Source organism: Kitasatospora sp. NPDC096140 (assembly GCF_040303045.1).
Lineage (GTDB): Bacteria > Actinomycetota > Actinomycetes > Streptomycetales > Streptomycetaceae > Kitasatospora.
Genome location: NZ_JBEOUW010000017.1, coordinates 48,833 through 62,874 on the forward strand (window position 1 = coordinate 48,833; position 14,042 = coordinate 62,874).

The 14,042-nt window shown below is 72.9% G+C and carries 12 protein-coding genes; 4 read left to right on the forward strand and 8 right to left on the reverse strand.

Annotated features, from left to right (window positions below; translation table 11 throughout):
* Positions 1-11: 11 nt before the first annotated feature.
* On the reverse strand, positions 12-398 hold the full coding sequence (locus ABT048_RS19445; protein WP_350522644.1) for a hypothetical protein: 387 nt from the start codon (positions 396-398) through the stop codon (positions 12-14).
* 223 nt (positions 399-621) lie between these two features.
* Between ABT048_RS19445 and ABT048_RS19450 the strand changes: the two genes are divergently transcribed.
* On the forward strand, positions 622-2,289 hold the full coding sequence (locus tag ABT048_RS19450) for an LCP family protein (RefSeq protein WP_502894037.1): 1,668 nt from the start codon (positions 622-624) through the stop codon (positions 2,287-2,289).
* A 151-nt stretch (positions 2,290-2,440) separates the two neighbouring features.
* Here the strand turns inward: ABT048_RS19450 and ABT048_RS19455 are convergent, their stop codons facing one another.
* The 6 genes from ABT048_RS19455 to ABT048_RS19480 all read right to left on the reverse strand — a co-directional run bounded on the left by ABT048_RS19455 (position 2,441) and on the right by ABT048_RS19480 (position 7,281).
* Positions 2,441-3,100 carry a double zinc ribbon domain-containing protein gene (locus ABT048_RS19455; protein ID WP_350522645.1) on the reverse strand — a complete coding sequence of 220 codons (660 nt, stop codon included), beginning with the start codon at positions 3,098-3,100 and terminating at the stop codon, positions 2,441-2,443.
* A 91-nt stretch (positions 3,101-3,191) separates the two neighbouring features.
* Entirely contained in the window at positions 3,192-3,518 is a 327-nt protein-coding gene (locus ABT048_RS19460) for a hypothetical protein (RefSeq protein WP_350522646.1), read from the reverse strand.
* A 147-nt stretch (positions 3,519-3,665) separates the two neighbouring features.
* The gene (gene lepB / locus ABT048_RS19465) at positions 3,666-4,670 is read right to left on the reverse strand and encodes a signal peptidase I (RefSeq protein ID WP_350522647.1); all 1,005 of its coding nucleotides are present in this window, start codon (positions 4,668-4,670) and stop codon (positions 3,666-3,668) included.
* A 63-nt stretch (positions 4,671-4,733) separates the two neighbouring features.
* Positions 4,734-5,330: a helix-turn-helix domain-containing protein gene (locus ABT048_RS19470; protein WP_350522648.1), complete on the reverse strand. Its 597-nt coding sequence runs from the start codon at positions 5,328-5,330 to the stop codon at positions 4,734-4,736.
* A gap of 105 nt (positions 5,331-5,435) precedes the next feature.
* Positions 5,436-5,597 (reverse strand): hypothetical protein, encoded by a 162-nt coding sequence (locus tag ABT048_RS19475; RefSeq protein WP_350522649.1) that lies wholly within the window; start codon positions 5,595-5,597, stop codon positions 5,436-5,438.
* A gap of 166 nt (positions 5,598-5,763) precedes the next feature.
* Positions 5,764-7,281, reverse strand: a complete 1,518-nt coding sequence (locus tag ABT048_RS19480; protein ID WP_350522650.1) for a GlnX family signal transduction membrane protein — start codon at positions 7,279-7,281, stop codon at positions 5,764-5,766.
* Between the two features lie 397 nt (positions 7,282-7,678).
* Between ABT048_RS19480 and ABT048_RS19485 the strand changes: the two genes are divergently transcribed.
* Complete coding sequence (locus ABT048_RS19485; protein WP_350522651.1) at positions 7,679-9,013, forward strand: NAD(P)/FAD-dependent oxidoreductase; 1,335 nt, start codon at positions 7,679-7,681, stop codon at positions 9,011-9,013.
* Positions 9,014-9,082: 69 nt separating this feature from the next.
* Here ABT048_RS19485 and ABT048_RS19490 read toward each other — a convergent pair whose 3' ends face one another.
* Positions 9,083-10,627 (reverse strand): FMN-binding glutamate synthase family protein, encoded by a 1,545-nt coding sequence (locus ABT048_RS19490; RefSeq protein ID WP_350522652.1) that lies wholly within the window; start codon positions 10,625-10,627, stop codon positions 9,083-9,085.
* 403 nt (positions 10,628-11,030) lie between these two features.
* Here ABT048_RS19490 and ABT048_RS19495 point away from each other — a divergent pair, with 403 nt between their 5' ends.
* Both ABT048_RS19495 and ABT048_RS19500 read left to right on the forward strand, forming a co-directional pair.
* Complete coding sequence (locus ABT048_RS19495) at positions 11,031-12,941, forward strand: lamin tail domain-containing protein (protein WP_350522653.1); 1,911 nt, start codon at positions 11,031-11,033, stop codon at positions 12,939-12,941.
* 150 nt (positions 12,942-13,091) lie between these two features.
* Entirely contained in the window at positions 13,092-14,039 is a 948-nt protein-coding gene (locus ABT048_RS19500) for an endonuclease/exonuclease/phosphatase family protein (RefSeq protein ID WP_350522654.1), read from the forward strand.
* Positions 14,040-14,042 lie beyond the last annotated feature (3 nt).

Consider the following 14,042-nt stretch of genomic DNA (forward strand, 5'->3'; position numbering starts at 1 on the left):
GGCCCGTTCCCTTACTTGCGGCGGCCGAAGATCCGCTTCGCGGCGTAGATGATCCCGACGATCAGCAGGACGAAGAGGAGGATGATCAGGATGATCACGACCAGCAGGAACTTGCCCAGCTTGGCGAAGAACCCCTTCTTCTTCTTGGTGTCCTTGGCCGCGACGTGCACGGCATCGGCGTTCGACGGGGCGACGGACGAGGCGACGGAGGCGGCGATCGGCCGGGCGCCCGCCTCGGCGGCCGCCCCCGCGGCCGGTGCTCCGCGGTCGGACACCGCGACGGCGGCGGTTCGGGGTGCGGCCACCGCCGTCGCGCTCGACGCGACGGCGGTGAGGCCGACGGCGGCCGCCAGTGCCACCAGGGCCCCGGCTATCGAACGTGCGATCCGGTGAGTCATCGTGCTCCTCGTACGGGTTCAGGGCTGCTCGGACAAGTCCAACCAAAGCAATTTCTCATGCTCTGACCAGCTGGTTTTCTCATCCGCGCCTAGTATGCTCCACTGAAGTTCTACAGCGGTGTAAAAGTTTAGCGACGGGCCTCGCCCGGATCGGCTCCGGCCCCGGACCGCGCAAGCCCACCGCTCCGACGGGGGCTCCGTGGCAACTGTGGAGGATGACGACGTGTCTGGCCGCAAGGGTTCCCCCGACGCCGGAAATTCGCCGCACCGGGCGGGCGGACGCCGGGCGGCGGGCCGAACGAACGCCCCGGAAACGGGCGAAAAGGACACCGAGGGCATAGCCGAGGGCATAGCCGAAGGCCGTTCGGCGAGCCGCGCCAAGAAAAAGCCGAAGCGCAGCACCAAGCAGAAGGTGCTCTGGGCGACCGCCGGAGGCACCGCGCTCCTGGTGCTCGCCGGCGGCGGCCTCTACTACCGCCTGAACAGCAACATCTCCACCTTCGACGGCGACGCCGTCAGCAAGGACCGCCCGGACGCCGCTGCGCCGGACGCCCAGGGCCGCACCCCGGTGAACGTCCTGCTGATCGGTTCGGACAGCCGCGGCAACGGCAACAGCGACCTCGGCGGCGGCGGGGACGGCGGCGCCCGCTCGGACACCGCGATCCTGCTGCACGTCTACGCCGACCACAAGCACGCCGTCGGCATCTCCATCCCCCGCGACTCCCTGGTCACCATCCCGCCCTGCAAGCTGCCCGGCGGCAAGTGGACCAAGGAGCAGACCAACGTCATGTTCAACAGCGCCTTCTCGGTGGGCGACACCGACCAGGGCAACCCCGCCTGCACCCAGAACGCGGTCGAGAAACTGACCAACCTGCGCGTCGACCACACCATCGTGGTGGACTTCAACGGCTTCGCCTCGATGACCAAGGCGGTCGGCGGGGTCGAGGTCTGCCTGCCGAACGACGTCCACGAGGGGGACCTCAACCCCAACCTGGGACACAAGGGCAAACTGGTCTTCGCCAAGGGCAAGCAGAAGGTCGAGGGACAGTCCGCGCTCGACTACGTCCGGGTCCGGCACGGCATCGGCGACGGCTCCGACATCGGCCGCACCAAGCGCCAGCAGGCCTTCCTCTCCTCCCTCATCAAGCAGGTCAAGTCCCGCGGGATGGACCCGACCACCCTGCTGCCGCTCGCCGACGCGGCCACCAAGTCGCTGACCGTCGACCCCGGCCTCGGCTCGGCCGCCAAACTGCTCGACTTCGCCACCTCCCTCAAGGACATCGACCTGCACGACGTCAAGTTCCTGACCACGCCGTGGCGCTACGAGGGCCCGCGGGTCGCCCTGGTCCACCCCGACGTGGACCAGCTCTGGGCGGCGCTCAAGGCCGACCGCACCATCGACGGCCAGGACGCCAGCGCCCCGGGCGGCCCCGGCTCCGCTGCCCCCACCACCCCCGCCACCGAGGCCGCCCCCACGCCGACCACCGCCCCGGACCCGAAGGCCGCCGGGGTCAAGGTCTCCGTGCTCAACGGCACCGGCGAGACCGGCCTCGGCGGCAAGGCCGCGGAGACGGTGAAGGGCGCCGGCTACACCGTCACCACCGTCGGCAACGCCGCTGGGAAGCCCCGCGGCACCACGGTCGTCGAGTACGGTGCGGGCGAGCGCGGCTCCGCCGAGGCGGTCGCCAAGCTGTTCCCGGGCGCGACCGTCCAGCCCGGCGGCCGGGGCCTCAGCGTCGTCCTCGGCCACGACTTCGCCTCCGCCAACCCGGCGACCGCCGCCAACCCGGCCCCCGGCGCGGGCGCCGCTCCGGCACCGCTGCCCACCAGTGTCAGCGGCACCGCCCGCTCGGCGGACGACGACCCCTGCGCCAACGTCTCGTACGGCTGAGCGGCGCGCCGCCGACGGGTGCGCTCCCGGGGCGCGCGGACGGTGCCAGGGCGCCCGGGCGCGCACACGGCGGAAGGGCGCGCGGACGGCGACGGGGCGCCCTCGGACCGCCGTCCCGAGGGCGCCCCGTCGGCCGCGCCAGGAGTCGCGTCTAGCGTCTCGTCCCGCAGGACGGGCAGAACGCGGCGCCGTCCGGCACGTCCTGGTGGCAGCTCGTGCACTGGACGGCCTGCGCCAACCGGAAGCCGCAGCCCGGACAGAACGGCGTTCCGTGCGTCTCGGCGTGGCACTGCGGACAGACCAGCTGGCGCGGCGCGTTGACGTCGTACCCGGTACCCGTCTGCTGTCCGACCTGGTAGGCGCGCTCGGAGACCATGTCGTTGAGACCGCGGTGCTGCGCCGCCATCGCCTCGGCCGCGGTGTCCGGGGCGCAGCTGAAGCACAGGCCCTGCGCCGGGTTGAAGCAGCGGCCGCAGACGTAGTGCGTGCAGCGGGCGCAACGGTTGAAGTGCGTCTGGGCGTTGGCGATCGCGCGCTGGAAGGCGGCGTCCCGGGTGGTGCCCCAGGTCTGGCCGGCCAGACCGTCGGCGGCGTTGCTGATGGTGTTGGCGTTGCCGCCGATGAGGTTCCAGGCCGCGCTGACGCCCTTGCCTATCCAGCCGGCCATCTGGCCGGTCCGGAACGCCTCGAACGGTGAGCGCCAGGTGTCCGAGCAGCGGTAGCAGTAGAACTCGAACTGGAAGCCCGCACCGGTGCCGTGCTGCTCGCACAGGTCGCGGTAGTTGCTGCTGAAGTAGATCTCCGAAGTCACGTCGTCCCCGGTCGCTGAAAGTGGGATGTCGGCGGTCGCTCCCAGGGACGATAGGGCTCAATGAACGGTTCCGCCAAGGCGTCTGCGCTGATCAGAGCCCCGATACCGGCAGCAGCACCACTCGTGCCGGGTCGAACCGCTCCCAGTACGCGGGCTGTCCGCTGCGGCCGACCCGCAGCCGGCACCAGCGCCGGCCGGTCGCGTCCTGCCACCAGCCGCTGATCCGGCCGAGCGCCCAGGCGCCCTCGCCGAGGTCCACCTCGACCGGTTGGTAGACCCACTGCACGGTGTGCTCGGCCGGGTCCACCGGGTCCGCCCCGTCGGCCCCGACCCCGCGCTCGTCACGCTCGTCGCGGTCGTCCCCGTTCGCGGGGTCCGCCGGGTCCCCGGTCTCCCGGTGACCGCACTGACTCTCCATCACGGCTCCGCCTCCCGACCCGGCCTCGGCCGCGGAGGCCACCCGGTGCGGGGCGGCCGCCGCGGCCGGGGGTGCAGTACACCTCCTGAACTCTACAGGCGTGTAGAGAACGACGGGAGGGATTCCCCGAAGCCGAGCAGGACCGGCTCAGCGGTCCTTCCGCACCGACCTCCGACGACGGACTCCCCACAGCGCCACCGGAACGACCCCGGCCAGCGCGAGCGCCTCCGAGGCCGGCGGCGCCTCGAACGGGGCGCCGGCCGCCCCCGCCGGGACCTTGTCGAAGGTGTCCGGCACGGGCAGGGTGGACCAGTCCGACAGCGGCCACGCCACCACGAACGCCCGGCCCACCACGTTGTCCACCGGCACGAAGCCGTCACCGGTCACGTTGTGGTGCCAGCGGGAGTCCCGCGAGTTGTTGCGGTGATCGCCCATGACCCAGAGCTTGCCCTTGGGCACGGTGATGGTGCCCACCGGGTCGTTGTCGCAGGGCGTCGAGCCGGGGAACAGGTACGGCTCGTCCAGCGCGACGCCGTTCACCTTCAGCGGGGCGCCCGCGTCGCACTGGACGGTGTCCCCGCCGACCGCGATCACCCGCTTGATCAGGTCCTTCTCGTCCGCCGAGGGCATCAGGCCGACGGTGCTCAGCGCCTTCCGGACGGAGCCCATCACGGAGTCGTCGGTGGTCGTCGTGCCCTCCAGCCAGCCGCCGGGGTCACGGAAGACCACCACCTCCCCGCGCTCCGGCTCCGCGCCGAACCACGGGGTCAGCTTGTCCACCAGCACCCGGTCACCGATCGCCAGGGTCTGCTCCATCGACCCGGAGGGGATCGAGAAGGCCTGCACGAAGAAGGTCTTGATGCCGAGCGAGAGCAGCAGGGCGATCACCAGCAGGATCGGCAGCTCCTGCCAGAACGGGCGCTTCTTGCGCGGGCGCTTCGCCCCCTCGTCCGGGTCCTCCCCCGCGCCTCCGCCCGAGTCCCCGCCCGCCCCTGCGGCTGCAACCGCGGCCGCGGCCGCCGTACCCACGCCTGTGCCCGTGCCCGAGGACGTGCTGGCGGACGTGCCCACGCCCGCCCGGCCGTCCCCGGCCCCGCCGCGTTCCCCGGCTCCACCGCTCTCGCCGGACTCCGCGCTCTGCTGCACACTCATTTCCTCGGCCCCTCCCGACGGCCCGACGGGAGTCGCAACGAAGACCCCCTGTCAGGAACGAACCTACCGAACAGAGGTTCCCGGGCGCGCCCTGACGTGCATGCGCTCACCCTGCGGGCCGAACAGGCTCAGGAACTCCACCGGCTGCGGGCCCGCGTTGCCGAAGGCGTGCGGGGTGCGGGTGTCGAACTCCGCGGCCTCACCGGCCGTCAGCACCAGGTCGCGCGACCCGAGCACCAGCCGCAGCCGGCCGGACAGCACGTACAGCCACTCGTAGCCCTCGTGCACCTTCAGCTCCGGCTCCGGCTCGGTGTTGCGGCCCGGCGGCACGATGTGCTTGAACGCGTGCATCCCGCCCAGGTGGCGGGTGAGCGGGATGATCGTCTGGCCGTTCCTGGTCACCGGGCGCGGGTGGATCCGCGGGTCACCGGTGGCCGGGGCGCCGACCAGCTCGTCCAGCGGCACCCGGTACTCCCGGGCCAGCGGCAGCAGCAGCTCCAGCGTCGGCTTGCGCTGCCCGGACTCCAGCCGGGACAGCGTGCTGAGCGAGATGCCGGTCGCGGCGGCCAGTTTGGCGAGCGTGGTGCCGCGCTCCCGCCGCAGGGCCCGCAACCGGGGACCCACCGTGGTGAGGACGTTCTCGAACTCTTCGTCGGCCATGCCTGCCATGTGCCGCTATGGCAAGGGCGTTTGTCAATCCGGCACCCGGGTGAGCGCCCCGGATACCGGGTGAGGCCCCCGGGACACCGCGTACGAGCGCCTCGGCTAGGGACGCTCCCGCCGCCAGACCAGGAACCAGTGCTCGTGCACCGACCGCACGAACGGGTCGAGCCAGTCGCTGAACGCGAACAGCACCACACCGACGCCTCCGCCCAGCAGCAGACCGATCGCCACGGCCGCCACCACGATCCGCACGATCGCCCGCACCCGGCCCTCCTCCCGTTTCCCGGCAGGGTTCCCCGGTGCGGCCGTCGTTGCACCCAACGTCCTTGCACCGAAACCGAGTTGTCATCGACCGGTGAGGACCGGGAGCCCGCCGGCCCGCCGACGGTGACCGGCCGTCGGCCGGCCGGCGGCGCCTCGGAGCGCCCGGCTACCGGTACTCGCGCAGCCGCGGCCGCACCCCGACCGCGGCGAGGCCCAGCGCCACCGCCAGCACACCGGCTGCCAGGGCCGCCGTGGTGCCGTCCAGGTCCCCGTCGGTCTCGGCGACCGCCCGGTCCATCGCAGTGGCGTTGATCGCGATGGTGTCCCCGATCGCGGCGCCCAACTGCTCGAAGTCGTAGTTGGACTGCCCCTTCGAGAGCCCGGTGTTGAGCGTGACCGCCTCCTTGAGCCTCCCGGCGGTGCTCAGCTCGCGGATCCTGCGGTCGGTCAGCTGGTACTGCTGGAAGGTGTCCAGCACGCGCTCGGCGGCGTCCTGCTCGCCCGGGAAGGTGACGTTGTGCAGCTCGCTGCCGAGGTACCCGCCGAAGGGGACCGCCGTACGGTCGGCGCGGTGGCGGCCGGCCGCGTCGGCCAGCCGGGCGTTGTAGTCCGCGAGGGTGGCCCCGTCGATCCGGGCGATCGCCTGGGTCTGCTCCAGGAAGGCCTGCTCGTACACGACGGCGCGGGTCGGGTCGATCAGGTAGCGGCTCTCGTCGGCGTTCATGTCGAACGCGACGGCGCGGGCCCGGCTGAGAGCGATCACCGAGTCGTAGGCGTTGCTCTTGGCGGTCACCAGGTGGTCCTCGGCGCGGCCCACCAGGTTCAGCCCGGTCACCAGCACCACGCCGGTCAGCAGGGTCACCGCGGCCAGCGCCGGGTTGACCACCCGGCGGTAGCGCACGGCGAGGGCGCGCTGGAGGCCGAGCAGCGCCGCGAGGGCGAGCAGGCCGACGGCGAGCAGCCACCACCGGCCGCTGCCCAGGGCGTCGCGCTGCTGAAGGTAGACGCGCTCGACGGAGGCGTCGCTGGTGACGGTGACCTGGTCGGCGGCGGGCAGGAGTCGGCCGCGCAGCAGGTCGGTGGCCTGCCGGTAGGTCTCCAGCGCGGCCGGCGAGGGCTGCCCGGCGGGCGAGTTCGCCTGCTCCTCCAGCAGCTGCGCCCGGGCGACCAGCGCCTCGTAGCTGCCGAGCCGGTCCAGGACGAGCCGGACGGCGCGCTGCCCGGCCGGGTCGTCGGCCGCGGCCCGGGCGGCCTGCTGCAGGTCGTCGTCGGCCTGGGCGCGGCGCTGCTCGTAGGTGTCCAGGGTCTGCTTGCGCAGGGTCGTGTACTCGGGGTCGGCGCCGACCAGCAGCAGGTTGGCGGCCTGGGCGTCCATGTCGCTGAGCGCGAAGTAGAGGTCGGCGGCGCGGGTGGCCTGCGGGGCGTCCCGGTGGCCGATGGTGTCGGTGCCGTCGCGGGCGCCGCCGAGTACGGCGGTGGCGGTGGCGCCGAGGCCGAGCAGGGCGGCGAGGCTCAGCGCGGTGAGGCCGCGCACCAGGCGCGGGGTGGTCCAGTGGTCCCGGCTGCCGATCGTCCGCGCACGGCGGCCGAGGCGGGCCAGGGTGCCCGGTGGGGCGGGTTCCGCCGTCTCCGGCGGAACCGCCTCGTTCGAGGTGGTCGCCCTGTGCTCCGTGGAGGTCGTCATGACCGCACGTCCCTTTCCCCCGTGGCACGGTCGGCCGGGGGTTCGGGCGCGCCGAAGACCCCGAGCGCCGAACCGTTTCTGCTTTTCGTTCGCTCTTCCGCCGCGCGACGCTAGTGCCGCACCGACCGGTGCACGGGTGGTCCTGACGCCTCCTTGACACCGCCGGGCACCGATCTTGACGCTTCCTTAGCGCCCGCCTGCGCCCGCCTGCTCCCGCCTGCTCCCGGCACCCGGCGCCCCCTTGCCGCCGGCACCCTCCCGACCGCTTGGCGGCCCGCCCCGGGGAGCCGGCGTGCCGGTCGATCCGAGCGGACGTCAACAGCGGCCGGGAGCACCGGCGTTCCTCCTCCGACCGAAACGATCACGGAGCCCCCGGCGCGCCACTACGCTACGTGTCATGACTTCTTCGGATAAGACCCCCGGGCTGGGCACTGCGGTCGTGATCGGCGGCGGACTGGCCGGATTGGGGGCGGCCTGGGCGCTGCGCGGCCACGCGGAGCGGATCGTCGTCGTGGAGCGGGACCACTACCCGGCGGAACCGGCGTTCCGGGCCGGGGTGCCGCAGGGACGGCACGCCCACCTGGTGCTGGAGGCCGGGCACCGGGTCCTGGAGGAGATGTTTCCCGGCATCAAGCAGGAGCTGATGGACGCGGGTGCGCTGCGGGTGACCACCTCGGAGGTGAGGTGGCTCTGCTCCGCGGGGTGGATGGCCGAGTACCCGGCGCAGATGGCCTTCCTCTCCTGCACCCGGCCGGTGCTGGACCAGCTCGTCCTGGAGCGGGTCCGCGCCGACTCCTCGATCGAGTTCCTGGAGGGCACCGACGTGGTCGGCCTGCTCGGGTCGGCCGGGGCGGTGACCGGGGTGAAGGTCCGCGAGCGGGGCCCGGAGCGCGGCGAAGTGCGTGACCTCCCCGCCGAGTTGGTGGTGGACGCGGCCGGCCGCTCGACCTCGGTGCCGAAGTGGCTGACGGAGCTGGGCTGCCGCCCGGTGCCCGAGCAGCGGGTGGACGCGGGTGTGGCGTACACCTCCCGGCTGTTCCACCGCCCGGCCGGGGTCGACCTCGGCGGCCAGGCGATCTACCTGCAGACCAAGGCACCGGAAGCACCGCGGATGGGCGTCCTGCTGCCGGTCGAGGGCGACCGCTGGATCGTCAGCCTCGCCGGGATGCGCGGCGCCGAACCCCGGCCCGGCGAGGAGGGGTTCACCGAGCACCTCGCCGGACTGCGCGACCCGCTGCTCCGCGAAGTGCTGCGGGACGCCGAACCCGCGGGCGAGGTGCGCGGCTTCCTCCCCGGCCCCGGCGTGCGGCGGCACTACGAACGCAGCGGTCCGGAGGGCCTGGTGGCGGTCGGCGACGCCGCGAGCACCTTCAACCCGGTGTACGGCCAGGGGGTCACCGTCGCCCTGTTCTGCGCCCGGGAGCTGCGGCGGACCGTGCGGCGGCACGGCGGCATCGGCCACGCCGCGGCCCGGGACGCGCGGCGCGCCGTCGCGGCGGCGTCCAAGAACCCGTGGGTGATGTCCTGCGCCGAGGACGCCCGTTTCGACACCACCACCGGCGCGCCCACCGGCGCCCTGCTCAAGCTCCAGCACCGCTTCCTGGACAAGGTGCTGGCCGGCGCCACCCGCGACCCCCTGGTCACCGCGGCGTTCCACGAGGTGATGTCGCTGGTGGAGCCGCCGTCGTTGCTGTTCCGCCCGTCGGTGCTCAGCGCCGTCCTGCGCGGCTGAGCACCGACGGGTCGGGCCGGCCGGGGCCGCTTGATCGGCCCGGCCGGCCCGATCGGCGCCGTCGGCGCGTCAGACGGTCGGCTTCCCGTGGGAGGCCGGCCCGCCCGTGACGAGGGCCGTGATCTCGGCGGCGAGCTGCGGGCCGAGCTCGCCCCACCCCTCCTTGTAGCCGTAGACGCCGGCCAGGGAGCGGGCGTCGTAGTCGCCGTTCATGATCTCGATGTCGTTCGCCGTGATCAGTGCCGGGTGGGCCACGCCGACGGCCGCCGAGACCTTCATCAGCTCCTTGCGCAGGGTGCGCAGGTAGACGGCGGCCCGGGTGGCCTTCGAGGCCGGGTCGAGGCCGCGGGCCAGCCACGGGTTCTGGGTCGCGATGCCGGTGGGGCACTTGTCGGTGTGGCACTTCTGGGCCTGGATGCAGCCGATCGACAGCATCGCCTCACGGGCGACGTTGATCATGTCGACCCCGAGGGCGAAGGCGACCGCGGCGTTCTCGGGCAGACCGAGCTTGCCGGAGCCGATGAAGGTCAGCTCGTCGGTCAGCCCCAGCTCGGCGAAGGTGCCGTAGACCCGGGAGAAGCCCATCCGGAACGGCAGCGACACCGAGTCGGCGAACATCCGCGGGGCCGCCCCGGTGCCGCCCTCGCCGCCGTCGATCGTCACGAAGTCGACCCCGCGGTCGCCGCGCGCCATCAGGGTGGCCAGCTCCTGCCAGAAGCCCATCTCGCCCACCGCGCTCTTCACCCCGACCGGCAGGCCGGTCTCGGTGGCGAGCAGCTCGACGAAGTCGAGCATCGAGTCGACGTCGCCGAACGCGCTGTGCCGCGACGGGGAGGCGCAGTCCTCGCCGACCGGGATGCCGCGGATCCCGGCGATCTCCGGGGTCACCTTCGCACCCGGCAGCATCCCGCCCAGCCCGGGCTTGGCACCCTGGGAGAGCTTGATCTCTATCGCCTTGACCGGGGCTCCGGCGACGACGTCCTTGAGCTTGTCGAGGTTGAAGCTGCCGTCCTCGTTGCGGCAGCCGAAGTACGACGTCCCGAGCTGGAGGACGAGGTCACCGCCGTTGCGGTGGTACGGCGAGAGGCCGCCCTCGCCCGTGTTGTGCATCGTGCCCGCCAGCGCCGCGCCCTTGTTGAGCGCCGTGACGGCCGCGCCCGAGAGGGATCCGAAGCTCATCGCCGAGATGTTCACCACGCTGGCCGGCCGGAACGCCTTGGCGCGCCCGCGCGGCCCGCCGAGCACCTTGGCCGAGGGCAGCGGGGCCTGCGGGTCGTGCGCGTCGGGCAGGGCGCCGGCGAACGTGCGCTGCTTGACGTAGGCGTGGCCCTGGACGTGCTCGACGTCGACCTCGGTGCCGAACCCGAAGTAGTTGTTCTCCTCCTTCGCCGACGCGTAGATCCACGTGCGCTGGTCACGGCTGAACGGGCGCTCCTCCTCGTTGGAGGTCACGATGTACTGCCGCAGCTCCGGCCCGATCCGCTCCAGCAGGTACCGGGCGTGCCCGACCACCGGGAAGTTCCGGAGCAGCGCGTGCCGCTTCTGCATGAGGTCGCGGGCAGCCAGGAGCGCCACCGCTGTCGCGGCGGCCGCGCCGATCTTCCGGGCTTGCATGAACGTTCCTCCAAGGTGCACGACACCATCGCCGGGCGGTGGGGTCGTCGTGTCGTGTGGGGTGCCGGACGGCGGGCACGCGGCCGAGCAGGCAGCAGCGTCCGTCGAGGGATGCCAGACGATGGTAGGAGGCCCCCCGGACCGGCCCGCGGCCAGGGGCGGTCGGAGCGCGCGGCCGCCGGCCCGCGCCCGGCGTTCCGGGGTGTTCGGGGTGTTCCTTGTGTTCCGGGGTGTTCCCGAACCTTCCGGGACGTTCCCGAGCGTTCCGGAGCGTTCCGGAGGTCAGCAGGCGGCATTCAGCCCCCGTACACGCTGTTTCAACGTTGCGTCACCAGAGTTCGGCCTCGTGCCTACCTCACACTCACGCGCCGGTGTCGCCTCCCTGTGCGCCGCGGCTTTGACGTTGTCAGGAATCGTCGTCACCGGGATCGTCGCCGCACAGCCCGCGGCGGCCGCGGACCCGGCCGGCTACCAGAACGTTCGGATCAACGAGGTCACCTCGTCCAACAGCGACACCGTGGAGCTGTTCAACAGCGGCTCGACCGCGGTGAGCATCAGCGGCTGGAAGATGTCCGACGACGGCTTCACGCCGCAGGCGTTCAGCCCGTCCTCCACCACCATCCCGGCCGGCGGCTTCGTCACCTTCAACTCGCCCAAGGGGCTGGGTGACTCGGACAAGGTGGTGATCTACACCGCCGACGGCACCGTGGTCGACCGCGTCGACTGGGCGACCGACAACGCCAAGCCGGCGATCGCCCGCTGCGGCGGCGACGGCACCGGGACGTGGGTGACCGCGACTGCGGCTACCACCTTCGGCTCCGCCAACGCCGGCGGCTGCCCGGCGTCGATCCCGGCCGCGAGCAAGGTGCGGATCAACGAGGTCACCGCGGACGGCGCGGACACCGTCGAGCTGTACAACAGCGGCACGAGTGCGGTCGGCATCGGGTCGTGGAAGTACGTCGACAACGACACCACGCACTCCCCGGTCTCCGTCTCGTCCTCCTCGCCGAGCGCGACCACCATCCCCGCGGGCGGCTACGTCACGTTCAACTCCACCATCGGCCTGGGCGGCAACGACTCGCTGTTCCTGATCGACGGCAGCGGCAACACCGTCGACTCGGTGACCTGGGCGGCCGGTGGCGCCTCACCGTCCGACGAGCGGTGCACCGGCGGCTTCCGGACCTCCGTGACCGCGACGTTCGGCAGCGCGAACTCCTGCACGGGCGCCGGCGGCGGGGGCGGTGGCGGTCAGACCGGCCACCTGCTGGGCGGCGGCGGCGCGCTCACCAGCGGCTGCACCCCCGAGGCGCCCTCCGGTACGGGCTCCACCCCGGCGGGCACCCTGGCGTGGCCGGGCGGGCTGGACGTCACGATCGCCGACAACGTCTGCGCGTTCACCACGTCCACCGGCCCCGAGGGCCGTGACGTCAGCGGCCTGGCCTTCGACCCGGCCAACCCGTCCGTGCTGTGGGCGGCCAAGAACAAGAACTGGCTGTTCAAGCTGGTCAAGAGCAACGGCAAGTGGATCCCGGACGCCTCCTGGAGCGCGACCGGCAAGCAGATCCGCTCCGCGGGCGGCTCCGGCCAGCCGGACTCCGAGGGCCTGACGGTCGGCCCCAACGGCCACCTCTACGTGACGTCCGAGCGCGACAACAGCAACAACACCGTCCCCAAGGACACGATCATGGAGTTCGACCCGGCCGCGACCGGCTCGACCCTCACCCCGGTCCACCAGTGGGACATGACCTCGCAGTTCCCGCAGCTGAACACCGGCAGCAAGGACGACGCCAACCTGGGCTTCGAGGGCGTCGGCTACGTGCCGGACAGCTGGCTGACCACGAACGGCTGGGTCGACCCGCTCACCGGCTCCGCCTACAACCCGGCGAACTACCCGCTGCACGGGGCGGGCCTGTACTTCGCCGGTCTGGAGTGGGACGGCACCCTGCACGTGTACGGCCTGAACTCCGACGGCACGTTCACCACCTTCGGCACGATCGCCACCGGCAAGGTCTCCGTCATGGACGTGACCTTCGACGCCGGCACCCAGCGCCTCGTCGCGACCTGCGACAACACCTGCGGCGAGACGCACACCTTCATGAAGGTCGACGCCGCCGGCGCGATCGTCCCGGACGTGACCTACACGAACCCGGCCGTCATGCCGGTCGACAACCTGGAGGGCTTCGCGATCGCGCCGACGTCCACCTGCGTCAACGGCTTCCGCGAGGCCGTCTGGAGCGACGACGGCATCTACGGCTTCGGCTCAGGGACCTCCTCCTCCGGACACGCCCTCTACAGCGGCACCTTCCCCTGCTGACCGCGTGCTGAAAGCTCCCGGCCGTCGGCGGGTCACGACCGTGACCACCGCCGACGGCCGGGAGCTTCGTCGTACGGTCCGTCCCCGCCGGGCGGGCCGCCGGGACCCTCCAACGCTCCGGCCCCGGGGCGCTGTTGGTAGCGTCCCTCCATGATCGGCTCCGCGCTGGTGCGCCTCGCGACCTTCAACGTCCTGCACGGGCAGCAACTCCCGGACGACGGCCGCCCGCCAGGGCCGGCCTCCGACACCGCCGGCGTACACCCGCTCGTCGACGCCGTCGTCTCCCTGGACGCCGACGTGGTGGCGCTGCAGGAACTCGACCGCTTCCAGGAGCGGTCGGGCCGCGTGGACCAGGCGCGCGCGATCGCCGAGGCGACCGGCGCCGCGGACTGGCGCTACGCCTCGGCGTTCCACGCCCGGTCCGGGCCGGGGCGGACCTGGGCCCCCGACCGGTCCGAACCGGGGCTGCGGGTGTACGGGCCGAAGGACGCCGGGCAGGACGGCGAGGTCCCCTCGCACGGCATCGCGCTGCTGTCCCGGCTGCCCGTCCTGGACTGGCGGGCCCGGCGGTTCGGCGCACCGCCCGTCGCCGTGCCCCTACCGGTGTCCGGACGCGCGGGCCTCACGGTGATCCGCGACCATCCGCGCGTGGCACTGGCCGCCGTCCTGCAGGGCCGGCGCGGCCCGTTCACCGCGGTGGCGCTGCACCTGTCGTTCGTCCCGGGGTGGAACCTCCGCCAACTCCTCGCCGTACACCGCTGGATCGCCGGCCTGCCCCGGCCGCACGTACTGCTGGGCGACTTCAACATCCCCGGCGCCATCCCCGCGGCCGCCCTCGGCACGGCCGAGTTCCTCGCTCCGTCGAAGCCCGCGACTCCCCCGCCGCGCGCGACTCCACCGCCGCAGACCGCCGGCCTGCCGGCCCGGCCGGGCTGGCGCCGCCTTGCCCGCGTCCGCACCTTCCCGTCGCACCGCCCCCTGGTGCAGCTCGACCACGTGCTCGCCACCAGGCTCGGGCCGCACCCGTCCCAGCCGGCGCGGGCTCCGAGGACGCCGGTCTCGGACCACCGGCCCGTGGTGGTCGAGCTGCCGCTGTAGGCC

Bases quoted from the DNA above. Each gene is read 5' to 3' on its own strand.
- ABT048_RS19490 (WP_350522652.1), bottom strand. From the start codon at position 10,627: ATGCAAGCCCGGAAGATCGGCGCGGCCGCCGCGACAGCGGTGGCGCTC.
- ABT048_RS19445 (WP_350522644.1), bottom strand. From the start codon at position 398: ATGACTCACCGGATCGCACGTTCGATAGCCGGGGCCCTGGTGGCACTG.
- ABT048_RS19470 (WP_350522648.1), bottom strand. From the start codon at position 5,330: ATGGCCGACGAAGAGTTCGAGAACGTCCTCACCACGGTGGGTCCCCGG.
- ABT048_RS19480 (WP_350522650.1), bottom strand. From the start codon at position 7,281: ATGACGACCTCCACGGAGCACAGGGCGACCACCTCGAACGAGGCGGTT.
- ABT048_RS19460 (WP_350522646.1), bottom strand. From the start codon at position 3,518: ATGGAGAGTCAGTGCGGTCACCGGGAGACCGGGGACCCGGCGGACCCC.
- ABT048_RS19485 (WP_350522651.1), top strand. From the start codon at position 7,679: ATGACTTCTTCGGATAAGACCCCCGGGCTGGGCACTGCGGTCGTGATC.
- lepB (WP_350522647.1), bottom strand. From the start codon at position 4,670: ATGAGTGTGCAGCAGAGCGCGGAGTCCGGCGAGAGCGGTGGAGCCGGG.
- ABT048_RS19500 (WP_350522654.1), top strand. From the start codon at position 13,092: ATGATCGGCTCCGCGCTGGTGCGCCTCGCGACCTTCAACGTCCTGCAC.